Origin of the sequence: Shewanella pneumatophori (genome assembly GCF_023283895.1) — a bacterium.
GTDB classification, from domain to species: Bacteria; Pseudomonadota; Gammaproteobacteria; order Enterobacterales; family Shewanellaceae; genus Shewanella; species Shewanella pneumatophori.
On the sequence record NZ_JAKILB010000021.1, the window covers coordinates 31,717 to 56,188 of the forward strand.

13 protein-coding genes, 1 tRNA gene and 1 rRNA gene are annotated in these 24,472 nt (G+C 44.3%); 4 read left to right on the forward strand and 11 right to left on the reverse strand.

From position 1 onward, the window contains the following. Nucleotides 1-3: 3 nt before the first annotated feature. The 7 genes from L2740_RS20525 to L2740_RS20555 all read right to left on the reverse strand — a co-directional run bounded on the left by L2740_RS20525 (nucleotide 4) and on the right by L2740_RS20555 (nucleotide 18,291). Nucleotides 4-1,317, reverse strand: a complete 1,314-nt coding sequence (locus L2740_RS20525; protein ID WP_248951897.1) for an HlyD family type I secretion periplasmic adaptor subunit — start codon at nucleotides 1,315-1,317, stop codon at nucleotides 4-6. Beyond that, nucleotides 1,314-3,434: a type I secretion system permease/ATPase gene (locus L2740_RS20530; RefSeq protein ID WP_248951899.1), complete on the reverse strand. Its 2,121-nt coding sequence runs from the start codon at nucleotides 3,432-3,434 to the stop codon at nucleotides 1,314-1,316. Before L2740_RS20530 ends, L2740_RS20525 begins: the two co-directional genes overlap by 4 nt. Beyond that, nucleotides 3,431-14,305: a T1SS-143 repeat domain-containing protein gene (locus L2740_RS20535; protein ID WP_248951901.1), complete on the reverse strand. Its 10,875-nt coding sequence runs from the start codon at nucleotides 14,303-14,305 to the stop codon at nucleotides 3,431-3,433. Before L2740_RS20535 ends, L2740_RS20530 begins: the two co-directional genes overlap by 4 nt. A 372-nt stretch (nucleotides 14,306-14,677) precedes the next feature. Further along, nucleotides 14,678-15,862 carry a BaiN/RdsA family NAD(P)/FAD-dependent oxidoreductase gene (locus tag L2740_RS20540; protein WP_248951902.1) on the reverse strand — a complete coding sequence of 395 codons (1,185 nt, stop codon included), beginning with the start codon at nucleotides 15,860-15,862 and terminating at the stop codon, nucleotides 14,678-14,680. Nucleotides 15,863-16,117: 255 nt separating this feature from the next. Next, nucleotides 16,118-17,137, reverse strand: a complete 1,020-nt coding sequence (gpsA, locus tag L2740_RS20545; protein WP_248470265.1) for an NAD(P)H-dependent glycerol-3-phosphate dehydrogenase — start codon at nucleotides 17,135-17,137, stop codon at nucleotides 16,118-16,120. 4 nt (nucleotides 17,138-17,141) lie between these two features. Further along, a complete protein-coding gene (gene secB, locus L2740_RS20550) occupies nucleotides 17,142-17,627 on the reverse strand; it encodes a protein-export chaperone SecB (RefSeq protein WP_012157402.1) in 486 nt (161 codons plus the stop codon). A gap of 229 nt (nucleotides 17,628-17,856) precedes the next feature. Then, nucleotides 17,857-18,291 carry a rhodanese-like domain-containing protein gene (locus L2740_RS20555; RefSeq protein ID WP_028766646.1) on the reverse strand — a complete coding sequence of 145 codons (435 nt, stop codon included), beginning with the start codon at nucleotides 18,289-18,291 and terminating at the stop codon, nucleotides 17,857-17,859. A 237-nt stretch (nucleotides 18,292-18,528) separates the two neighbouring features. On the opposite strand from L2740_RS20555, the gene gpmM reads away from it, so the two are divergent. The 4 genes from gpmM to L2740_RS20575 are packed head-to-tail and all read left to right on the forward strand — an operon-like array spanning nucleotide 18,529 to nucleotide 23,219. Beyond that, nucleotides 18,529-20,073 carry a 2,3-bisphosphoglycerate-independent phosphoglycerate mutase gene (gpmM, locus tag L2740_RS20560; protein ID WP_248951904.1) on the forward strand — a complete coding sequence of 515 codons (1,545 nt, stop codon included), beginning with the start codon at nucleotides 18,529-18,531 and terminating at the stop codon, nucleotides 20,071-20,073. An 11-nt stretch (nucleotides 20,074-20,084) separates the two neighbouring features. Beyond that, nucleotides 20,085-21,218: a murein hydrolase activator EnvC family protein gene (locus L2740_RS20565; RefSeq protein WP_248951906.1), complete on the forward strand. Its 1,134-nt coding sequence runs from the start codon at nucleotides 20,085-20,087 to the stop codon at nucleotides 21,216-21,218. Between the two features lie 33 nt (nucleotides 21,219-21,251). Continuing rightward, on the forward strand, nucleotides 21,252-22,457 hold the full coding sequence (locus L2740_RS20570; RefSeq protein ID WP_248951908.1) for a S41 family peptidase: 1,206 nt from the start codon (nucleotides 21,252-21,254) through the stop codon (nucleotides 22,455-22,457). 6 nt (nucleotides 22,458-22,463) lie between these two features. Further along, entirely contained in the window at nucleotides 22,464-23,219 is a 756-nt protein-coding gene (locus tag L2740_RS20575) for a divergent polysaccharide deacetylase family protein (protein ID WP_248951913.1), read from the forward strand. Here L2740_RS20575 and L2740_RS20580 read toward each other — a convergent pair. The 4 genes from L2740_RS20580 to rrf form a co-directional block, all read right to left on the reverse strand. Next, nucleotides 23,205-23,654, reverse strand: coding sequence for an Rrf2 family transcriptional regulator (locus L2740_RS20580; RefSeq protein ID WP_248470259.1), 450 nt, complete (start codon nucleotides 23,652-23,654; stop codon nucleotides 23,205-23,207). The two genes, L2740_RS20575 and L2740_RS20580, sit on opposite strands and share 15 nt — an antisense overlap. Before the next feature lie 53 nt (nucleotides 23,655-23,707). Then, nucleotides 23,708-23,959, reverse strand: coding sequence for a YkgJ family cysteine cluster protein (locus L2740_RS20585; RefSeq protein WP_248470257.1), 252 nt, complete (start codon nucleotides 23,957-23,959; stop codon nucleotides 23,708-23,710). Between the two features lie 239 nt (nucleotides 23,960-24,198). Then, a tRNA-Asp gene (locus L2740_RS20590) sits at nucleotides 24,199-24,275 on the reverse strand. A gap of 95 nt (nucleotides 24,276-24,370) precedes the next feature. Next, a 5S ribosomal RNA gene (gene rrf / locus L2740_RS20595) occupies nucleotides 24,371-24,472 on the reverse strand; the annotation flags it as partial.

Below are 24,472 nucleotides of genomic sequence, written 5' to 3' on the forward strand. Positions count from 1 at the left end.
ACCTTATGGTTCGCGAAGTGCATTCGCTTTTGCGCGTAATAGAGGCTTTAGCCAATAATTTAAAACCGTTTTTTCACCGGTTAAGATATCTGTACTGGCTTGCATTCCCGAAATAATCGGCCAGCCATTAAGTACGTTTTGCTCAGTTTTTATATGAGCTTCAAAATAGGTGGTGCCGTCATCTAATTGCTGAGCATCCGAGCTCACATAAATAACTTCACCTTCTAGTCCACCGTAAATAACAAAGTCATAAGCGGTAAATTTAACGGTCGCCTTGAGTCCTGTGTGTACAAATGCAATATCTTTGGGGGCGATGCGGGTCTCTACAATCAATGCGCCATCTTGAGGAACCACCTCCATAATCGACTCGCCCGGTTCAACTACCGCTCCTATTGAGCGTAATAATATATTGGTTATATTGCCATTTATTGGCGAAACAATTTTTGTACGCGCTAAACGGTCGGCTAATGTTTTAATACTTTCGGTCAATGCATTTAGCTCATTAACCACCTCATTTCGCTCAGCCTCGGCGCGACTCAAAAAGTCTAGCGCAACGGTTAAATACTCCGCCTCAGCCTGACTTTGTGCCGCTTGCAACTGACGGCCGTTAGCCTTTGACGCCGACAACTCACCTTTAAGGCGGATCTCATCTCGCTCAAGCTTTAATAGCTCTAACTCGGCAACCGCTCCATCGCGCACCGCAGCGCGAGTCATCACAATCTCTTGTTTAACCAATTTAAGGCCACTTAACTGCGCTTGAGTAGTGATTCTAGCCTCTTCAATGGCTTGTATTTTTTGCTCTATCACCTGTGCAGATTGCTCTAATTGCGAAGATAACTGCGACAAACGCGATCTAAATATGGCTTTTGAGCGGCTACTCACTGCGACATCGGCAGCGCTAATTGCCACCACATCAATCAATACCTTGTCTCGCCAAAAATCTGCCTTGTCATCAATTACCACAGTGGCAATTTCAGCATCTAAACGCGCTTTTTGTCGTTGTAATGCCGCAGACTGAATACTGGCTTCGTCGAAAGCGGAGGCAAAACGCAGCTCATCTAAAATAAGTAATGGTTGCCCAGCCGTAACGGTTTGCCCCTCTTTGACCAAAACTTGTTTTAAGATGCCGCCATCTAGACTTTCTATTTGCTGTACAGCTTGGGTTGGCACCACTCTGCCCTCGCCAACAACCACCTCTTCAAGTTTGGCAAAAGACGCCCAAACAATGGTGACAACTATCAGTGCTGCCACCAGCATGATCACTTGATTCGCCCGTTTGGCACCCTCTAAATGTTTGATGTGCAAACGCCCGCTCATTTGGCATCCCCTTTTTGGCGCACATTAACCGCTTTAATACGGCTTTTACCTCGCTGATTCATTTCAGCTGGTGTTTGCTCCATAGTGATACGGCCTTTATCTACCACTAAAATCCTATCGCATAGGCTAAGAAGTCTTGGGTTGTGAGAAGCGATCACCATTGAGGTTTCAACCTGCGATAAACACGCGATAATTTGATTTTCAGAGCGTTCATCCATTGCGCTGGTTGGCTCATCGAGTAGCAGTAATTTGGGTTGGCGCAATAACACCCGAGCTAAAGCGATAGCCTGGCGCTGACCACCTGATAACTGGCGGCCAAATTCACCCACTTGGCTATCGAGACCACTGCCTAAACGGTCCATAAGCTTGTCGATACCGGAGCTAATAATGGTATTGGCGAGCAAGTTCTCATCGACGCCTTTTAAGCCGAATAACAAGTTATCTAACACTGTGCCGTAGACCAAAGTAGGTTGCTGCGACATCCAGCCAACATGCTCTCGAATATCGCTCACCGACCACTGACGCGCTTCTAACCTGTTGTAAAACAGCTGACCACTGCTTAGCTGATATTGACTAGCAAGGATTGATAACAAGCTCGACTTACCCGCGCCCGCAGGCCCTAACAGACCGATTTTTTCGCCGGGTTTTATCTCTAAATTTACTGCGGTAAACGCTGGTAATGGCTGGTCTGGATAAGTAAAGCTGGCATCACGCAGCGACACTGAGCCATTAAAACCAACCGCAGTGCTTGGCTGGCTAGCAAAGTACTGCTCTTGCGGAAGCTCAAGAATAGAACTAACCGCCGTCATGGCCGATTGGGTTTGCTTAAACTTAAGTAACAACATAGAAATTTGATTAATCGCATTGCCAGCTCGGCCGCTTAGCATCACGATGGCAATCAAGCCCCCCATACTTAAATTACCCGCATGGATCTGATAAACACCTGTGATAATCAGGCCTATGGTGACGAGCTGCTGACTATTCATCACGCTGTGGCTTAAGGTGTTTGAAGCAATACGCGATTCGTTTTGCCAGTCAGCCAAACTACTTACAGTGTCATCCCAAATGCGTTGTGCTTTGGCTTCGCCGTTGTTTTGCTTGGTTTCTACCAGCAAATTTAAGGTTTCGATTAGGTGAGCTTGGCGCTGAGTAGAAAGCTGTGAAGTTTGCTCAATCGTTGCCATCAGCTTTTTCTGCATCACAAAACTTATGATTAACAGCAATAGCATGCAGGCTAAAGGCACTAAAACCATGTAACCGCCTAGCCAAGCAATTAAGGCTAAAAACAGTAAAGTAAAGGGGAGATCTACAGCAGTAACTAAAGTTGCAGAGGTAATAAAGTCGCGAATACTATCGAATTCTTGTAGTTGTTTGGCAAAAGCACCTGCTGAGGCTGGCCGATTTTCTAAACGCATACCTAGTACTTTTGCAAACAAGGTATTCGACATTTTGATATCGACTTGCTTACCCGCTACATCGGCTAAGCGAGTGCGAGCTTGTTTTAGTAACCAGTCAAAAATAATCGCTAAGCTAGCCCCGGTTGCTAATACCCAAAGCGTGTCAATAGCCTGATTGGGGACAACGCGGTCGTATACATTCATGGTAAACAATGGCGTAACCAGAGCTAAAATATTGATCGCTAATGACCCCAGTAAAAAGCTGCCATAAAAAGGTTTTACTTCATCAAAGGCGCTTAATAACCAGTGACGCTTAACACTAAAATGATGTTCTTCGCTACGGGCATCAGTAACCAGTTTACGCTTAACGTGCCAACTATCTTGATGGTAGTTAGCCTTGAATTCCGCCGAGCTGATAATGGTTTGCTGACCATCACCCGCCAACAGCAGCCACTCGCCCGCCGCGTTTTTATCTAATAAAGCAGGCACATCTAACTTGGAAAATACGATAGCCGGTAACGCCATTTTAGTGAGCGTTAGCTTTTGCTCTATCGCCTCAATACCTACATTATTACAGGCTTGCACCAACTCCCTACAGGTTAACCCGTTAGCTTTGATCAGCAATTGACTAAATAGCATTTGTTCAGAACATTCTAGCCCTAGACGCTGGCACAGTTCAGTAATGACATTGGCAAGCATATCGGCCTTGTTATTCATCATGGCTGCTGACTCAATAGCGCCATATCTTCTTCAAGGCGAGATATCGCATCATTAGGCAGGCTACCGTATTCATATTCTGAATGTTGATTAGACACTAACGGCTGCGTTTCATTATCCTGCTCTAAGCTTTGCTTAATAGCATTAGCCAGCATGGCTTCTCTAAAGTTTTCTTTATGCTCAAGCATCTGCTCCATTCGCATCTCATCTTGCAAACTAAAGGCTCTCATTGACCCAAAAGACATAGTGGCAGGAGCGGGAACATCAACAGTGACGGTAATCACCTCGGCGTCACCTTCAGCTGTATCGGTCCCTAGAACAGCGGTTGGATCTAAAGTTAAATCAAATGAGTCGCCATCTTGAGCACCAATAATTTTTAAAGAGCCTACATCAATAAAATCAACCACCCATTTGTCGCCACTTTGGCTACCAGCTGATAGCGTCATCCCATCAGGTACACCGTAAATAGTGAGTATTCCTGACTCATTCATCGCCGGATTTTGTAAACTTATACCTAAATTTAAGGCCACGTTATTTACATCATTCGCCATAACGTCACCAACCTGAGTCCATACAGGTGCATCCACTTCTGGCGTAATCTCAACTTCAAAGTTAAGCACTTCAGCTGTGCTAGTATCGGTCTCGATACTACCAAGCACTACCCCAGTGTCGAGGGAACTCAATTCTAACTGCACGTCTAAGGTGCCAAATGCCAAGTCCCCAGGGAAAATCTGTAACTGTGTCACTGGGCTCACGACCGTCACCACTGCAAAATAGTTATTATTAGCCGCGTCATATTGCAGCGACACTAAACTGCTGCCCACTTTTATACTTTCAAGACCAACGAGTGCAGAGGCATCTGCCGAGCTGATTATGACTTTGACCGAGATAAGCTCTGTACCATCAAACTCATTAATCTTGGCATTAAGGTCGATGTTAATGACTTCATCTTCAAGACTTGTGTATTGACTCTCTGGCGCGGTAATCACTTCAATACCATCGGCAACGGGCGACACGCCAACAACTATATTGGCGCTTGAAGTAACAAAATCGGTCGTCCCCAACTCTTGAGTAATAGCTTGGACTGACAGCGGAATATCACCACTGAAATCTAACGGCGGCTGCAGTACTAGCCCTGCAAGCTGAGCAGGAGTGACCGCCCAAGAAAAGGTAGGCGAACCATTAAAGCTGCCACCATCTTTACCTTCGTTAGGCAGTTGCACTAAGTTGGCGCCATCTTGAAAATACAACACAGCACCACTTGGTACGCCTTGAATCGTAAGATAAATAACCTCAGAGCCATCTTGGTCGATCAAACCTAAACTACTCATGTCCAACCCCGATAGCGCGATCAAACTGTCCTCTTGACCAGTAAAGATTTGCGTATCACCGGGTAAGTTTGCCGCATCAGTTACAGGAGTAACCTCTATGGTAAAGGTGTTTTCAAATGGAGATTGGTCAGTAACATCTACGCCGTTTATGCTTGCGGTATCTATGGTTGTAGCTGATAACTTGAGCCTAAAATCACGACTTAAATGTTCTGTCGGCACAAACTCTAACAGGCCTAGGGACAAGTTCAACGCAGCCATGGTGGTGCCGGTAAACTCCCATGTGTCGGTAGTTCCAGCCTTTAATGACCATAGCCCGGTTATGTCATTTATTACACCGCCATCAAGCAAGGTGATCGTGATGGGATTATTGCTGTCACCAAATAGGATTTGCTCTGAGCCACCCGTTGTAGGGCTTGCATCTGGGTCATCAAATAGCAAGCTAATGCCCAATGGTATAGGTGCATCTTCTTGCATTACCCTATTGGCGACTATCAATTCAACGCCGTCGGCGACAGGCGTAATTTCGACTTCTAGGCTTTGACTGTCATCAATTTTGGTGTCACCACTTAGGGTGTCGGTAGCAATAATTCGAATAGGAATATTCAGTTCACCAGCATAATCTTCGCTGATGTTGTGCAGTTTTAAATTGCCTAGCGAGGCAGAAGTAAACACAAACTCAATAATATTCTCGCCACTGGCATCATAAACAGCGGTAACATCACTACCGGTAAAGTAGCCACCCTCAGGTAAATCTGACGCCAACACCCTAAAGCTAATCAGATCGTTGCTATCACCACTCAGCACCTGGTTTAGGTGGCCAGAAAAATCGATAGTGGTGTCTTCAATTGCATCTGCAGGGTTAATCTGTAATTGACCCACTGCCGTTGCCTGACTGGAGCCCGCACCTTGGGTAAACTGCACCTCAAAGCTAGTGCTGATGATTTCGGCATCATCACGATCTAGCACTCTCGCTTCTAGCGTTATTTGCTCTATACCTGTGGCAAACTCACTAATAATTGTGGCTCCTGCAAGCAGATCTAACGCGTACTCCTGCACGGTATCACTCGTCATGCCATCTACCGGAATGATCCAACGGCCATCGCCGTCATCAATCGCCCCATTTGGATGATATACATACCAACCGTCACCACTTGGCACGGTAATAACGACATAATCTAATACTTCTGAGCCATCTATATCACCATCAAAAAACAAGCCTTGGCCCGTTAAATCAATGGCATTACCATCGGTGCTAACTAGCAATCCTTGCTCGCTTTGCAAGTGGGTAGTTAAGTCAACCACTGCATCTACCACTACTGTTATTTCAGTAGCAATGTATTCACTCACAACAGTGCCAGTTTCTGAGGTATCGGTAATTTGATAGCTAACCGCAAAAGAGAAACTACCATCGGCATCTTGGGGCGGCACCGCAGCTAAACGTCCCGACTGCAGCAAGGCTTCTAAGGTTGGGCTGGTACTGTCGAGCAAGGTCGTTACATCTAAACCACCAACTGGAATCGTTACCTTTGACCCATCTAAAGTTAAAGTAAAACCATCAGCACCTTGGAAAGGAATGATCAACCCGGTGACGGTTTCACTACCATCAGTGTCAGCATTTAGATTAGGCGTAAAGTCGAGGGGAATAGCTTGATCTTCGTAACCATAACTGAGAGTGGCTAAAGAAGCTGCATTGGCATCGATAACAGGAGCGATATCAATATTAAGCGTTAATTGGTAATCAGCTGAGTCACCATCAAGCTCAGTGCTTTGCACAAATATACTCAAACTGATTTGGCCACTAAAGTCAGCCACTGGTTGTAAACTTAAGCTGGCAAGTAGTGAGGCTGACACGCCATATACCGGCTGATTATTAATAAAATCAACTACCGGAAGATTAACCACATTACCTGTTGAATCAACAAAAATAACACCTTCTGGTAAACCGGTTACGCGCAAATCTAACGACTCAGACCCATCGTCATCTGAACTCACAATGGTAAAATCTAATGCGATATTGTCATCTTCATTAAATGCCACCACATTTGAAATAACCCCTGTCGCGTTATCTATCGCCCATATATTAGGGTCGGCATTAATCACTGGCTGATCATTCGCAACCCCGGTCAAGGTCACTGTCACCGTACTTGCATCGCTATACCTTGGGTTAGGATGAATAACCCCGTCGGCCGGATCCACTCCATCTTGCGATGTCTCTGTGGCAAAACTTCTAACCGATATAGAGAACTGACCTAAATTGGCAGAGCTTACGTCATCAGCAGGCATAAGCTTGGCGACGCCACTATCAACCTCTGAAGCTAACACAGTCCAAACACTGCCATTAAAGCTAGCTGAAGGCGAGTCTATCGACCAACCATCGGGTAAGGTAAATTCAAAACTCAAAAATTCTGAGCCAGATGTATCTGTTAGTGTGCCAGAAACAACGGCTTTAAGTAGGATCGGGGCATCCTCATCACTACGTATGTTTTGGGTTGTCAGGGTTGGCTTATCCGCAATTGGCACAACATTAATGGTAACCGTCTCTACGCTACTTAATGCGCTATCTCGGTTATCACTTTCTGTGGTTTTTGCTTGCACATTAAAACTAAATTTGCCAGCTAGGTTTTCACCCACTGTAGCAAGCAGGTTATCTAACTGCATTTGGCTAATGCTCATACCATCGGTAACTGTCAGGCCAAGCACTGTCAACGTTAACCCTGCACTGATATCAGTAATCACGTAAGTAACGGTTTCTGAGCCCTGCGGATCTACGTTCGTTTCATCCTTAGAACTGGCATGAATATTAATATTGAAAGCATTAGCATCTTCGTTAACTGAGTAACTAAACTCACTGCCTGGATCCCAAGTTGGCGTATCAGCCACGGATTCAACTGTAATAGGTACAGTCGTTGTAATCGGCGGCTTGCCAGTGATATTGACCGTTATAACAAATGCTGCACTAGCCGTAGCATCAGAGCCATCTTCAATTGGTTGATAACTTAAGTCACCATTGGGAATAGCCACCCGCGTCAGCAAGTCTTCAGTTAATAATCCATTTAAAATAGATAAGATATAATTGCCATCAGCATCCTTAGGAACTTCTACGCCATCGAGCAATAAAATCCCGCCCTGTAGTGCCGCAGCATCAAACACCATACTGATAACAAATTCACTTTCGTCGATATCACCCGGTCTAGCTTCAACACCAAAAACAGTATTGGTGTCTTCAATAAATTGTGTGTTAAAGACCTCGACAGAACCCTCAGCGTCTTTAGCTATTATGGTTAAGGTGTCGGTGGCAATATCACCATCGGCATCGGTAATTTGCAGCAACACATCTTCACTAAATTGCTGTTCATTGTAAGCAAATTCAAAAGTAGTTACCGTTGCGAGACCATTCTCATCAACCACCAGCTCCCCATACTTCACAACCGCAGGGTTTGCATCGGTAAATAATTCGATTGTTGCCCCAACAGCATAGACTACCCCTTTATAAGTGACTTGGGTAACTTTAGCGCCATCCGCACCTTGCTGAGCGGCCGAGAACATTTGCACGCTGTACACATCGCCGCTACTTTCAAAGAACGCTAATGTTTTGGCTGTGTCTTCAGGAATATCATCTTTAACAGTAACAGTGATAGTTTGCGCTGCAGACTTATCGTTATCAGCATCTATCGCATTGACTTCAAATACTAAGTCTAATGAGTTTTCGCCATTAGCATTGGCGTGATCTAGCGCTTTAAACTGCTTAAACTCAACTTTGCCATTGGCATTAAAGCGGATCTGAAATACTTTATCGCCACCAGTTTCAGTTGTTGCTATATACCAGCCGTCACTATTTGCCGTTGTATTAAGAATGACTTTATCGCCACCGCTAAAGACGCTGCCAAAACTGAAGCCGTCCGTTAGTGTGATCGCGATTATTTTGTCACTTCCAGAAGATGTTGAAAGCACTTCACTGGTGGAGATCGGATTGGCGGTGGTCAAGTTACCTTCGTTGATATTAAGCTGCAGAGCATTAGGCAAGATGGCATTCTGGCCATCGTAAATAGCAACTGAAACCTGTGCCGATGACACGGTATTATCGCTATCACGAATATTGACCATCACATTAAGAGTGTCTAAGACATCTGCAGCCCCTAAGTGGTCAATGGCGCTAACTAATTTAAAATCGAGCTCAACAGTGCCGCTGGTCTCAGCACCGATATCAATATTTGTTGGTAACCTCATGGTAAAGACCAATACACCGTCTGCTGTTACAGCATCAATCGAGGCGCCGCCATCTTTTACTACCCAATAAAGTGTAGAACCATTTTGAGTTAAGGTTATGCCGGAAGCATTTTTGACTTCTGCTCCATCTGTAACACCAAAACTGATATCCACAATAGGATCTTTACTGGCAGTGACATTAAAAGAACCCGTTGCAGTATTATCAAAGGCAGAAATACTTGGCAGCTCACTAACGCTTAAATTGATATCGTTTATCGTCGCTGCATCAGCATCTTGCACAGTAACCGTTAACGTTGCTGTCGATGAGTCGCCATCGAAGTCGGTCACTAACAGTGAAAAGTCGATATCTTCGCTAAACGTTTGATCAAATGCTTTAAACAAAGTGAAACTATAAGCTTGGTTAATGCTGTCGCTAGTGGCGCTCCATGTTTCACTTAGCTCAATAACAAACACAGGTGAATTAACATCGCCGGTATGCCCCGTTAGCGTCAAACCATCAGCACTGATTTGATACTGAATAAGCTCACCAGCTGCGGTCAATTTAGGTTGTAGTCCTAAAGCGGCAAAACCAACGGAAGCAACAGCATCACTGCCCACCAGCACATCAAAACTACCATTTTTAACAATGGCACTGCCTATTAGATTGTTTTCATCGAAAGTAAGCTGGCTAATGTTGACTAATGTTGGCGAGTTACCATCGCTGACTTGCCAAGTTAGATTGCCTTGGTTGATATCGGTACCGTCTAAATCGGTGGCGGTAACTTGAGTGATAATCTCAATCAGATCATTAGATAAATGATCCAAAGGAGCTGATTGATTAAAAACGGCATCCACGCTTAAGTCATCACCAGTATTGCTAGCTGATAACGTAATGCTAAATACTACCGTAGCTGATGCGTTATCCGTTTTCGCAGTTAAGGTTTTACCGTTATTCGACAATTCAAATTTAAGCGCGACTCCGCTACTTGTTAAGCCAAGATTGGCTAACTGGAACGGCGTTAATGCGGTAAATCGAATAGAGTCTGCAATTAACGTATCTGAACCAGCCGTAACCATGAAGGTCTTCAAGGTGCTTTGCACTGCAGCATCAATATCAGCTTCAGTATTTGTTCCTATTACATCAGTCATACTGCCAGCGACGCCATCTGCAATAGTGAAGGTCGCATTGGCATTAGCGCTGCTGCCATCCACATCAACCACGGTATAGACCAGCTCAACCTCTTGTAATACCGAGTTATCAAGGTTGTCTGCTACGCTAAAACTCCAACTACCGTTAGACTGAATAGTGATCACTCCTTGAGGAGTGTTGATTACCGCTGCAGCACCGGGGGTAACAGGATAGTCAGTACCATTATAATTAACCGATGTTAGCGTTAGCGGCCCTTCAATAGTGTAATCATTACCCAGTAGTGAGCCCACAGCCACTGTATCTTCGACCACAAACGCATGATCATCAAAAGCAAAAGCTCTTGAGTCGCGAATGTTCAGCACTGCATAGGTAATGATCTCTTCTGAAGTCCCGTCAGCATCGTGTTGTACCCCACTCAGGCGGATATAACTGAGCACATTCTTATTATTGAGCTCATCCATAGGTTGAAACAGGGTCACATTTAAACTTGATGCCGATAAACTTGCTGTCATCACGACTTTACCGTCACCATCACGGGTAAGAACAAATGACTGGCCATCCGCAGCAACATTAATGCTGAGCGCTTGCCCCTCAGATGTGAGCAACAATAAACGGCTTTGTTCAGCAGTGATGCTAACGTCGGCATCAAAAATATCAATCGGCACTTCTACACTGGTACTTGAACTTACGTTAAGCACCACTTCATATAACGAGGCGATATCAGGAACCAACAAGGTTGGCATAGCATCTGTTGCACTATTGCCAGCTTGATCGGTAGCAGTAACGTCTAGACTCCAAGAGGTTCGACGATTTAAACCAGCTACATCAATGTTATCAAATAGCCAACTACCATCTGCAGCAACAACTGTACTAAAGCTTATGCTATTAACGCCATCAGAGAGGTTTAGCACTACTGTCTGGCCAGCCTCGACTCCGGTTGTTGTCCCGCTCAGGGATTTTTGTACGCCATATATAAATAGGGCTGCATCAAAACCATTTGCTCCAGTGTCGATGTCGATAGCGACTTGAGTATCTAAAACAGCGCTATTAGTCGCCGTTGCCGGATTACCAGCAAGATCTGAACTGCTCGCTTGTAACGATAGCTGACCGTCTGCAAATACCGACAAATCGACATTTTCAACCTGCCAAGCGCCATTAACCACCACGCTGTTAAAGGTTACGGTTTTGCCATTGATATCAGTAACAGTGATCACTACGGGGCGACCGTTTTCGATATTAGTAACTGTGCCGGCTAAAGTTGCATCTATTGACTCTGCAGTATTAATCAGGCCGTTATCATCAACAATTTCAACCGTTATACTGGCTAGGCTGTCTTTGTCGGCACTGGTTGTCGCATCAACCACATTGCCTGCCACATCGGTTGCACTGGCAGAGAAACTTAACGCTCCATCGCTAAGACTCGACAGATCTGCATCATCAATTTGCCAACCAGAGCCCACAACCATAGTGGTAAAAGTTAAGGTTTTACCATTAATATCAGTGACGGTTACCGTAACCGTTTGCCCAGCCTCAATGTCTGTAACCGTGCCCGATAGGTCAACCATTGCCATCTCAGCAGCGTTAATCACCGCATCAGTTCCGGTATCCACATCGATGGTGATTGAAGCTAAGATATCCACCGCGATTGTATCTGTAGCCGTTGCCTGGTTACCTGCGGCATCGGAAACCGATACTGTTGCCGTTAAACTGCCATCAGCAAAGCCTGATAGATCTAAACCTGATAGTTGCCATGCCCCTGCAACCACAACTGTTGTGAAACTACGCTCATTACCTAAGCCGTCACTGAGGGTTACTGTAACAGTCTGACCATCTTCGATATTACTGACCGTGCCACGAACCGTAACAGCTTGCTGTTCTTGGCTATTAATCACCTGATCATTATCGACAATCTCAATCGTGACCGAGGCTAAGGTGTCTTTAAGCACGGTATTGGTATCTACACCAATGTTGCCCTCAAAGTCTGAGGTTATCGCTCTAAGGGTTAGTTCACCTTCCGCCAGTGATGACAGGTCTAATCCATCTAATAGCCAAGTGCCGTTGCGGGTGATGCTATTAAACACTAAGGTTTTGCCGTTAATGTCAGTTACAAATACTTCGACTGGACGACCATCTTCGACGTTATAAACAAAGCCCCCAAGCACAGACTGACCGACTTCGGTTTGATTAAGTACACCATCGTTATCAATGGCGGTAATTGTTATCGCGGCTTGGCTTTCTTTGTAGGCATCATCAGTGGCACTTGCTGTATTACCTGCGAGATCAGTTGCACTAGCGCTAAAAGTCAGTGGACCATCAGCGAGGCTAGATAAGTCTTTATCTTCGAGTTGCCAGCGGCCATTAATTACCGTCGCCATAAACTGTAATTGCTGACCCGCATTGTCAGTAACGATAATCGATACTCTTTGACCATCTTCAATGTCTGTCACTTCACCAGACATATCGACGCGCAGCATCTCACGTGCGTTAATAACTGTGTCATTGCCGGTATCGACATCAATGGTAATCGAGGCAAGAATATCCACCGCGATAGAATCTGTAGCCGTTGCTTGATTACCCGCAGCATCTGCAACCGATACTGTTGCGGTTAGGCTGCCATCAGCAAAACCGGTTAAATCAATGTCTGTAAGCTGCCACGCTCCTGCAGACACAAGAGTAGTGAAACTACGCTCGTTCCCAAGACTATCAGTTAAAACAACGGTGATAGTTTGGCCGTCTTCAATGTTACTGACCGTGCCTCGCACTGTTACCGATTGCTGCTCTTGGCTATTAACCACCTCATCATTGTCAACTATCTCAACGGTGACCGAGGCCAAGGTGTCTTTCAGCACGGTATTTGTACTGGTGCCAATATTGCCCTCAAAGTCTGAAGTTATCGCTCTAAGGGTTAATTCCCCCTCAGCCAGTGACGACAAGTCAACTCCGTCGAGCAACCAAGTGCCATTGCGGGTAATACTATTAAATACCAAGGTTTTGCCGTTAATGTCGGTAACAAACACTTCAACTGGGCGACCATCTTCAACATTACGTACAACACCTGCCAACACTGATTGCCCAGCCTCTACCTGATTGAGCACACCATCGTTATCGATCGCGGCGATAGTAATTGCTGCTTGACTCTCTTTATAAGCTTCAGCTAAACCATTTGCAGGGTTACCTGCCACATCAATACTATCGGCAGTAAATTGCAACGGACCTTCTGCTAAGCTAGAAAGGTCTTTATTTTCAAGCTGCCACAAGCCATTTAATACACTTGTGGTAAAGGTGAGCTGCAGTCCATTAATATCAGTTACCGTAATAGTCACGGTTTGCCCATCTTCGATATTTTTGGCAACACCTTCCATATCGACCCGCTTTATCTCGCGAGCATTAAGTACAGTGTCGTTACCAGTATCAACTTCGATAGAAATCTCGGCTAATGTGTCTTTGATACTGCTATCTGTATCACTGGTTACTTCACCAGGATAAGTTGAAGCAGTAATTACAGCATTAAGCTCTCCTTCTGCAAATAACTGCAAATCAACAGCATCAAGCTGCCACTGTTGATTAAAAGCTGTCACGCTAAAACTTTGAGACAAACCAAGACTATCAGTAATGGTTAGCTCTAGAATTTGGCCATCGGCAGCGTTAATAGCGCTACCAGATAAAATGACTTTAGGTACTTCAAACTGATTGAGGTAACCGTCGATATCAATAAATTCAACGGTTAAGGTGATAGGTATAAATGTGTCTTGCTGACTAGCGGTAAACTGGTTATTAGCTTGGGATGTGAGTTGATCTCCTTGGGTGGTAAAACCTGATTCAGCAATAACACTGTCGTGATCAGATCGAACCACTTGATAAATTAAGTTCAAGCCATCTTGTTGTTCACTCGCAGAGTCACTTTGATTGCGACTTTCCCGCTGTTCTTGCTCTTGCGGCTCGGCATTATTTTCTATGGTGCTTAACTGAGTAACATTCTGAGGAATAGGAACTTTTATACCATCAATAACACTATATTTATTACCGTTACTATCGACTTGAATAGCTTCAGTCTGCAGATCGTGGACTGGTATATCCGTCAACATCTGATGGGGCAGAATCATAATCCACTGTCCATCAGCCGTTACCGCCCAAAATGCAGCGTTAAGCTCTACGTAATAAATAACCTCAGCATTTGGAGTCGGCATCTGAAAATATCCTTTTAACCTCAGCAACTACAATAATTACCAACAGTTCAGTAACTAACCAGCAACCTACACAGTATTGACTAAAGCTTAGTCTATTTACAAGTGCAGCAGTCTAGAGAAAAAGAGCATGATTTTTTGCCACCGCTAGGGATCACATTGACGAATACGATTTACAAGGCTGTATTTGGAAGGTACGACTTTTTAGAGAGTAAAACTTTGGCAGGAAGTATCTGAAAATATGGTAAAAAGCTAATTCATTGCGCTAGTTCTTCCTTAAACTAGACGCTAATTATTCAAATATATACCGCTAAGCGCGGAAACAAAAAACAATTTAAAATCTCAAGGCTATAGTTTTTATTGTTCCAAAACACCTTATACAGCTTGGCCAGCTGCAACTCCAGAGCTCCACGCCCATTGGAAATTAAAGCCACCTAACCAACCACTTACGTCCATCACTTCGCCAACAAAGTACAAACCTGAAACGGTTTTAGCTTCCATGGTTTTTGAAGATAGCTCATTGGTGTCAACACCGCCTAAAGTGACTTCTGCTGTGCGGTAACCTTCGGTGCCATTCATAACTAAGGTCCAAGACTCAAGATCGACGGCCAATTGCTCTAACTCAGCATGAACTAACTGATTAAGCGCTTTGTTCAATAATGACTCTTCAAACAGCACTTCAACTAGACGCTTAGGTAACCATTGCGACAGCGCATTGCGCAGACTTTGTTTTGGACTCGCCTCAAGCGCTTGCTGTAACTTGGCACGCACATCCTCCCCCGGTAGCAAGTTAATGCTAATGGCTTCGCCAGGGTTCCAGTAATTTGAGATCTGCAAAATAGCAGGCCCTGAAAGGCCACGATGGGTAAATAGCAATGCCTCGCTAAATTGAGTGCCGTCTTTAGCAGTAATAGTGCTTGGTACCGCAATACCTGATAACGGTTCAAAGCGCTGCTTTTGATCGCTGTGCCAAGTAAACGGTACTAATCCAGCATGGGTTGGCAGCACCTTTAAACCAAACTGCTGAGCAATATGATAACCATAAGGAGATGCGCCCAGTTTTGGCATAGACAAGCCACCGGTGGCAAGCACTAACGACTCACAAGAGTAGTGTTCTTTGTCGGTTATCAGTTCAAACAAGCCATCTGCATTTTTGCTGATCTCACTAATTTCAGTACGCAGTTTAATTTGCGCGCCAGCCCACTCACACTCGGTAAGCAGCATAGTCACAATCTCTTTCGCTGAGTCATTGCAGAACAATTGACCATGATCGCGCTCGTGATACTCAATGCCATGACGCTCGACCAATTCGATAAAGTCACTTGAACGGTAACGGGCTAAAGCCGATTTTACAAAGTGGCTATTGCCACAAATAAAATTATTAGGTTCTACTTTCTGATTGGTGAAGTTACAGCGACCGCCGCCACTAATCAGGATTTTACGTCCCGCTTGCTTAGCGTTATCCAGCACTAATACATCACGGCCACGGTAACCCGCAGAGGCTGCGCACATAAGGCCTGCCGCTCCAGCTCCAATAATGATGACGTCATGATGCTTCACTCGATAACTCCTAAAAACGTAGTTAGCCTCAAAACTAGGGTAAGTTCTGAGCATAAAAGGGGCGCTATTTTAGCATTGTTATTTGTACATGGAAGTACTTATGCTGCTATCAACATCTACGCCACGGATGGCATGAAGTGATAGTTGTAAATGGAAGTACTGATGCCAGCAGCTCAATACCGCAAAAACAAAAAACCGAAGCTAGGCTTCGGCTTTAATCAACGGTATTAGTTATTCAGTTTAATAGCTGAAATACTATTCTGCCGACGATGTCTCAGACTTTTGCTCACGGCTAAGTAACTCTTTAGCTGCATCAACTGGAGACTTACCTTTATACAAGACTTGGTAAACCTGTTCGGTGATTGGCATCTCGACGCCTAAACGCTTAGCTAGCGTATAAACCTCTTTAGTGTTGCGATAGCCTTCAACCACTTGACCGATTTCATCTTGTGCCGTTTCAACATCACAGCCTTTACCTAATGCTAAACCAAAACGGCGATTGCGCGACTGGTTGTCTGTACAAGTCAGTACCAAATCACCCAAACCAGCCATACCCATAAAGGTCGAACCTTGAGCACCAAGCGCTTCACCTAGTCGAGTTAACTCAACTAAGCCACGAGTAATAAGTGCTGTTCTAGCGTTTGCGCCAAAACCAATACCGTCAGAAAGTCCGGCACCAATAGCAATAACGTTCTTAACCGCGCCACCAAGTTGCAGACCAATAAAGTCGTCGTTGGCGTAAACACGTAAGCGTTTAGGGCTATGCAGTAATTCAACTAAATCTTTAGTGAACTGTGGATCGGTACCCGCAATCGAAATTGCAGTTGGCATACCTGCTGCAAGCTCTTTAGCGAAAGTTGGTCCAGATAGCACAGCTAACGGGAACTCATCGCCAATCACTTCACGCGCAACATCTTGAATTAAACGGCCAGTTTCAGGCTCTAGACCTTTAGTTGCCCATACAATTCGAGAATCTTTACGTAATAGCGGCTTTGCTTGAGTCAGTACTAATCCAAAAACATGGCTTGGCACTACCACTAGCACATTGTTAGATGCTGCCAGTGCTGTTGCTAAATCAGCTTCAGGGATCAGTAAGTCTGGTAATGGAATACCCGGCAAAAATGCTTCGTTAGACTTATCATTTTTCAGGTTTTCAATGTGCTCGGGTTCATGGCCCCAAAGCATGGTTCTGTGGCCATTGCTTGCTAAAGAAATGGCAAGGGCGGTCCCGTAAGAGCCCGCCCCCAGTACCGTAATGTCGGCAGTGTTTTTCATGCTATTAAGCGTTAGCTTCTTCTGCTGGTGCTTCAGCTGCTGCAGCTTGACGCTGTTGAACATACTGAGCAAATAGTGCGTCAAAGTTAACTGGAGCTAGGTTTAGTTGTGGGAAAGTACCACGGCTAACTAGGCTACCAATTGCTTCACGAGCGTATGGGAAAAGAACGTTAGGGCAGTATGCACCTAGAGAGTGAGCTAGCTGCTGTTCAGTTAGACCAGCGATAGCGAAGATACCCGCTTGCTGAACTTCACATAGGAACGCAGTTTCTTCGCCGTTCTTAGCAGTAACAGTCAAAGACAGAACTACTTCATATACGTCATCAGATAGTTTGTTGCTGCGAGTATCTAGATCAAGCTTAACTTCTGGGTTCCACTCTTTTTGGAAAACAGCTGGGCTGTTTGGTGTTTCAAAAGAGATGTCTTTTGTGTAAACACGTTGAATGTTGAATTGTGGACCTTGTTGTTCGTTGTTTGCTACTTCAGCCATACTATCCTACCTTTAAAAAATGTTAATGAGGCTACTTCAAAAGAGCCAGTCTCAGGGCTTTGCAAACTTGGGCAATCCAATTTGCGCTCCCGGTTTTTGATTTATTTAGTCAACAGACGCTTTTTGGGAGGGAACTCGTCCCTCAGTTCAATGCCGGTAACCACAATAAGTTAAGCGTTAACACTCTAATCAATTACTCAACAAAAAATCAATGGCCAGGCTAACACTTCTATCTTTTACTTTTTGAAACAGGCAAGTTATTTGACTGCCATTCACCCATACCACCTTTCAAGTTATTCACGTTTTCAAAACCATGATTAACCATCAGCTGAGCAGCTTGAGATGAAGTCATTCCAGCGTTGCATACCATTATAATGGGACTCGCTTTTGCGTTTTCAAGGTTACCAAGCTGATTATTTTTTATATCTGCTAATGGTAAATTGATTGCACCAACGATATGGCCCTTCTTAAACTCTTCTTTACCGCGTACATCAACGACTTTGGCGTCTTGCTTGTTGATCATCAAAGTGGCTTCTTGATGATTAACATTTTTCACTTTAGACACGCTAGACTTAAATACAACCACGATAAGTCCGACAAACAAACCAACCCAAGCAATACTTAGCATCGGGTTCGCTTTAAAAAATTCCATATATTCTTGCATCGTTAACTGCCTACTCTTCTGGGCCAAATATAATGAGGGCACAGAGTATACCATCGCTTGGGCCAGAATACAGAACGTTAGTCACGCTAGCCGCCTTCCAACACCTCTCAAATAACATCAATAGGGCAATTCGATAAGCCTAATCTTGGTAAATGTCTTTATGCACGATGCTAATTGGTAGTAATATTTAACCAATTCCGATTTCAAACTTAATTTTTTAAACTTAAAGGTACTACCATGACGACACGCAAACGCCCGTTGGCATTGCTGATCCTCGATGGCTGGGGTTACCGTGAAAACACGCAAAAAAATGCGGTTTTTCATGCAAAAACACCGGTTTTAGATCAGTTAAATGCAAAATATCCAAACAGTTTAATCTCAGGTTCTGGCTTAGATGTAGGCCTACCTGATGGCCAAATGGGTAACTCTGAAGTCGGACATATCAACATTGGCTCAGGCCGAATTGTCTACCAAGAGTTAACGAGAATTGGCAAGTCTATTGAAGACGGTGAGTTCAACAGTAACCCAGCACTAACCGCTGCCGTTGATGCGGCAATTAAAGCCGATGGCGCCGTGCATATTATGGGATTACTATCTCCAGGTGGTGTTCATAGTCATCAGGACCATATCGAAGCTATGTGCCGTTTAGCTGTATCTCGTGGCGCTAAAAAAGTTTACTTGCACGCATTCCTCGATGGCCGCGATACGCCGCCACGTAGTGCTAAACCTGGTTTAGCTTACTTCGACGAATTATTTAAAAACTTAGGTACCGGCCAAATTGCATCACTTATCGGTCGCTACTACGCAATGGACCGTGACAACCGCTGGGATCGCGTATCGCAAGCTTACGAGCTAATTACCGAAGGTAACAGCTTGCATCAAGCTGCCAACGCGGTAGAAGCCATTGAAGCGGCTTATACTCGCGACGAAAATGATGAGTTTGTTGCCAGCACCGCTATTCCTGATGCAGCTGGTAACATCGCCAAACTTGAAGACGATGACGCACTGATTTTCATGAACTTCCGTGCTGACCGTGCTCGCCAGATTACTCGCAGCTTTGTTGATGCAGACTTTGACGGTTTTGAACGCAAGGTTACGCCTAAAGTTAACTTTGTGATGCTGACTGAATACGCAGCAGATATCGACACAGCAATTGCGTACCCTTCAAGTGATTTAGTTAATACCTTAGGTGAAACACTGCAGAATCGCGATCTGACTCAGTTACGTATTTCTGAAACTGAAAAGTATGCCCATGTAACCTTTTTCTTTAACGGCGGTAAAGAAGAGCCGTTTAAAGGTGAAGACCGCATTCTGATCCAATCACCAAAAGTCGCCACTTACGACTTACAGCCAGAAATGAGCTCAGCAGAACTAACAGACAAGTTAGTTGCCGCTATTGAGTCGACTGATTACGATGTGATTATCTGTAATTATCCAAATGGCGACATGGTTGGCCACACTGGTAATTTCGATGCGGCAGTCAAAGCTTGTGAAGCTGTTGATAGCTGCATCGGTCGCGTTGTGGAAGCATTAGAAAAAGTGGGCGGCGAATGTTTGATTACAGCCGATCATGGTAATGCAGAGCAAATGACCGATGAATCTACTGGCCAAGCACATACTGCACACACCAGCGAATTAGTGCCACTAATCTATGTTGGACGTGACGCAGAAATCGAAAATGGTGGTCGTTTAAGTGATTTAGCGCCGACTATGTTAACCTTGATGGGACAAGACGTGCCTGCAGAGATGACCGGCCGCTCGATAATAAAACTCAAAGAGTAGTATACCAACACGTGAACATTCGATTTTTTATTAAAGCCAGCATTATTGCTGGCTTTCTATCACTTCCTTTAGCGGTTAACGCCACGGATCTCGAGCGTCGTCAATCTGAGCTTAAATCAATTCAAGCGCAGATTAACAAGCAACAATCTGAGGTGAAAAACACCAATAAGCAAAGGGAAAGATTAGTCTCGCTTCTAAAAGAGGATGAAAAAGCGATCGCGCAAGCGGCAACTAAAGTCAATCGTACCAAGCAAGACTTAAGTCAGACCGATAAAAAAATTACCGAGCTAGAAAGCAAGCAAGTGCAATTGAACAAACTCAAGTCTGCACAGCAAAAATCACTATCAAGTCAGCTACAAAGCGCCTATTTATCTGGTAACCATGATTACAGCAAAATGCTGTTAAATCAACAGTCACCTGCAAGTATCGAGCGACTACTGGCCTACTATCAATATTTAAACAACGCCCGTATCGACTCAATTAACCAATTACAAACCACGCTAACAGAGCTTGATGAAATTCAAATTGAGCAACGAGAACAACAAAGTAAACTCAACAAGCTTGTACTTGAACAACAGCAGCAGGCTAAAAAGTTAAACCAAGAGCAGTCTCAGCGACAAAATACCCTTACTCAGCTTCAACGCACGCTAAACAGCAGCGGTGCAATGCTGGAGCAGTTACAAATCGAAGAAGCAAGCCTTAAACAAGTCATCAAGCAAGCGTTGGCGGCAGCAAAGAATAATCCTTCTTTCGATGGTTTATCGAGCCGACATAAACTCAAATGGCCAACTAAAGGACGTATAAAATCAGCCTTTGGTAGTAAGCGTTCAGGCCAAGTAAAATGGAAAGGTGTCACCATCTCCGCTGCTGAAGGCCAAAATGTAAATGCTATTGCTGGCGGAAAGGTTATTTATGCCGATTGGCTGCGTGGTTTCGGTATGGTTTTAGTTGTCGACCATGGTAAGGGATATATGAGCCTTTATGGTCACGCACAAGCGTTACTTAAAAATGCTGGCGACACGGTAAGCAAAGGTGAATCGATAGCTTTAGTCGGTCGTTCAGGTGGACAGACTCAGCCTGGCCTATACTTTGAAGTAAGGCACAAGGGGCAAGCTGTCGATCCTGCAAGGTATTGCAAACGTTAGACCAAATAACCCCTTATAAAGCAAGGGGTTATTATGACACAATGTATACGCTATTTTTGCTGCGTTTTCGCGGGGTTAGCGCTAGGAATATCGCTAACCTTAGTTGGCCAAGAGCATAGTCAACAATATAAACAACGTATCAATTACCCTATGCTGCTGGACGTTATCGACACGATTGAAACCTATTATGTCGATAAAATTTCCGAAGAAGAGTTAATAGAGGGCGCTATAGAAGGTATTTTTCTTAAACTCGACCCCTATTCAAGCTTCCTCGACAAGCAGAGCTTTACCAGCGTACAAGAATCAAATAACGGTGAGTACTTCGGCTTTGGAGTCGAGATAGCAACCGATAATGATCAGATTACCATCGTCACGCCTTTTGCTGAATCTCCAGCAGCTGCTGCGGGCATAAAACCTGGTGACCGTGTCATCAAGTTAAATGACCAACTAGTGACTGCTGATAAATTAGAAAGTCTGCTAAAACAAATTAAGCAGCACAGCTATGACAAGCTCCCTATTGAGCTAGAAATGCTTAGAGCCAATAGCGAAGATACTTACACCGTCACTTTGCAACCTAGCATCATAGCCATCAATTCAGTTGAAGCGGCAATTTTAGACAATAAAATAGGCTACATTCGCTTATCCAGCTTTCAAGAAAACACCACTCCCAAACTTGTTAAACAATTGTCAGCATGGCAATCAGCAGAGCTTAACGGCATTATTCTCGACCTGAGAAATAACCCTGGTGGACTGCTTGACCAAGCGATTACCATAGCAGATCTGTTTCTCGATAAAGGCCGTATTGTTGCTACCGAAGGGCGATTCTTCGATGCAAACTCAGATTACTACGCATCACCGCAAACCATGGCAGCGAATACACCGATTACGGTGCTAATCAACAAAGGCTCTGCATCAGCGTCTGAAGTATTGGCAGCAGCACTACAAGATAATGGACGCGCAACCGTTATCGGCCAAACCAGTTTTGGTAAAGGCACCATTCAAAGCCTTATTCCAACCCTAATGGATGGCAATGCAATAAAGCTCACCATAGCAAAATACACCACGCCTAATGGTAAAGATATCCACTCGAAAGGTATTGAACCAGATATAAAAATTGAAATCGAGGCTGTATCAGATGAAGAAAGTATGCCTATAATCGCAACAAATTCACTCCGTGAGTCTGTTGCTCAAGATAAGTTGGTCAGCTCGGCAATTGCATGGATTAAGGCAGAAAACTAAATACCAGTGCGTTATTTTTTACTATTAATATTATTCTTGTTACCAAGCACTAGTGCGTTCGCCAGCAAAATTGCCATCATTATTGACGATATCGGATATCGTCAATCAGATAAGGCTGTACTTACTTTGCCTGCCAATATTACCTTATCGATATTACCGCATACGCCTTTAGGGAAAACGCTCGCCTCAAAAGCTTATCAACAAGGGAATGAGATTTTAGTGCATCTACCAATGCAGGCACTAAACGGCAAAGCCATTGGTCCCGGCGGGCTCACCAATGCCATGAGCGAAACCGAGCTTAAAACCCAAATCAGCAATGCTGTTGCAAGTGTTCCTCATGCAAGTGGGGCCAACAACCATATGGGTAGTTTTCTCACCCAGTTAGGTGAACCTATGCGCTGGGTCATGGAGTCGCTACAGCAACAAAATATCTATTTTATCGATAGCAGAACCACCAAATACACCCAAGCAGGCGCGATGGCACAGTCTGTAGGTGTACCTTTACTTAAAAGAGAAATATTTCTAGATAATGATAAGTCAAAGGCAGGTTTAGAAAAGCAATTCAAACAAGCAATGGCACTCGCAAAAACCAAAGAGCAAATAGTGGTGATCGCGCACCCTTACCCTGAAACAATAGCCTTTTTGACCACAAACTTATTCAGGTTGAATGCTGAGAACATCCAATTGGTGCACGCATCGAATTTGCTGCCACAACCAAGTGTTGCCACAGCGGCAGCAGAAACTAGGTTATTGCAGGATTGAGATCGAAAGATCAGGCAGTAGAGCTTTAAGCTCTGGCTTATTAGCCACAATCATCTCTAAAGTGTAGCCATCTAACACGGCTAAGTACGCATTAACCGCCTCACCTAATACCCCTTTAAGCTTACAAGCAGGGGTAAACAAGCAGTAAGGTTTAGTGCAATCAATGGGTGCCAAAGAATTTTCAAGTGAGCGCACCACCTGACCAATATTTATTTCAGATGCTGGCTTAGCTAACTTAAAGCCGCCACTCTTACCACGCACAGTTTGTAGATAACCCAATTTACCCAAGTGATGAACCACTTTTGATATATGGTTAGCAGATAGATCAAACACTTCAGTTATCTCAGAGATACGAAACAGTGATTCTCTTTCAGAGTTTAACGCTAAGTACATCAACGTTCTTAAACCATAATCTGTATAACGAGTTAATTGCATTAATCGACAATCCGTAAAATAAATATTAGATGAAGCTCTACACTAAGCTTTCATTAATTTGTTGCGGCTTCTAACGTAGTTATTAGCCATAGTGCTTCAGAATCTGTTTTACCACATACATCATCAGTTGCAGCAAAAAGACCACACACAGCAGGCCTTTCAGCTTTACCAAACAGCTTACACAAGTTTTGCTCATTGAGCTGAATACAGCGTACTCCGGCAGGTTTACCATCAGGCATACCAGGAATAGGTGTTGTAATAGAAGGCGCAATGCAGCAAGCACCACAACCTAAACGGCAATCCATCTTATAAACCTTTTTACATTCGAGCGGTATTATAGCTCTATAAAGCAACAGAGAGTTGTGCGAAGTCACATACTATACAGCAAGTGACACACGATATTGTAGAAGCGTGATCAGTGTATACAATTTACCAACCGCAGATAGCTGAATAAAAACTCAATCAAAAAGAGCTTATCGCTGTATATTACTAAATTAGAGACACGAAAAAGCCCTGCTATTGCTAGCAGGGCTTATCGTAATGTTGGCGGAGCGGACGGGACTCGAACCCGCGACCCCCGGCGTGACAGGCCGGTATTCTAACCAACTGAACTACCGCTCCTTTAGCAAAGTGCTTACGCATCATGCTAAATGCTTTTTAAGTCGCTAGCTTGTCAGGGCTAGGAGACTCGATTTTCTTAGAAAATCTAAATAGGCGCCTGGAAATGACCTACTCTCACATGGGGAGACCCCACACTACCATCGGCGATATTGCGTTTCACTTCTGAGTTCGGAATGGATTCAGGTGGTGCCACAACT

What these genes read in the sequence shown, in the direction of transcription:
- L2740_RS20525 (WP_248951897.1), bottom strand. Translation starts at nt 1,317, where the DNA reads ATGAGCGGGCGTTTGCACATCAAACATTTAGAGGGTGCCAAACGGGCG.
- L2740_RS20530 (WP_248951899.1), bottom strand. Translation starts at nt 3,434, where the DNA reads ATGATGAATAACAAGGCCGATATGCTTGCCAATGTCATTACTGAACTG.
- L2740_RS20535 (WP_248951901.1), bottom strand. Translation starts at nt 14,305, where the DNA reads ATGCCGACTCCAAATGCTGAGGTTATTTATTACGTAGAGCTTAACGCT.
- gpsA (WP_248470265.1), bottom strand. Translation starts at nt 17,137, where the DNA reads ATGAAAAACACTGCCGACATTACGGTACTGGGGGCGGGCTCTTACGGG.
- secB (WP_012157402.1), bottom strand. Translation starts at nt 17,627, where the DNA reads ATGGCTGAAGTAGCAAACAACGAACAACAAGGTCCACAATTCAACATT.
- L2740_RS20555 (WP_028766646.1), bottom strand. Translation starts at nt 18,291, where the DNA reads ATGCAAGAATATATGGAATTTTTTAAAGCGAACCCGATGCTAAGTATT.
- gpmM (WP_248951904.1), top strand. Translation starts at nt 18,529, where the DNA reads ATGACGACACGCAAACGCCCGTTGGCATTGCTGATCCTCGATGGCTGG.
- L2740_RS20570 (WP_248951908.1), top strand. Translation starts at nt 21,252, where the DNA reads ATGACACAATGTATACGCTATTTTTGCTGCGTTTTCGCGGGGTTAGCG.
- L2740_RS20580 (WP_248470259.1), bottom strand. Translation starts at nt 23,654, where the DNA reads ATGCAATTAACTCGTTATACAGATTATGGTTTAAGAACGTTGATGTAC.
- L2740_RS20585 (WP_248470257.1), bottom strand. Translation starts at nt 23,959, where the DNA reads ATGGATTGCCGTTTAGGTTGTGGTGCTTGCTGCATTGCGCCTTCTATT.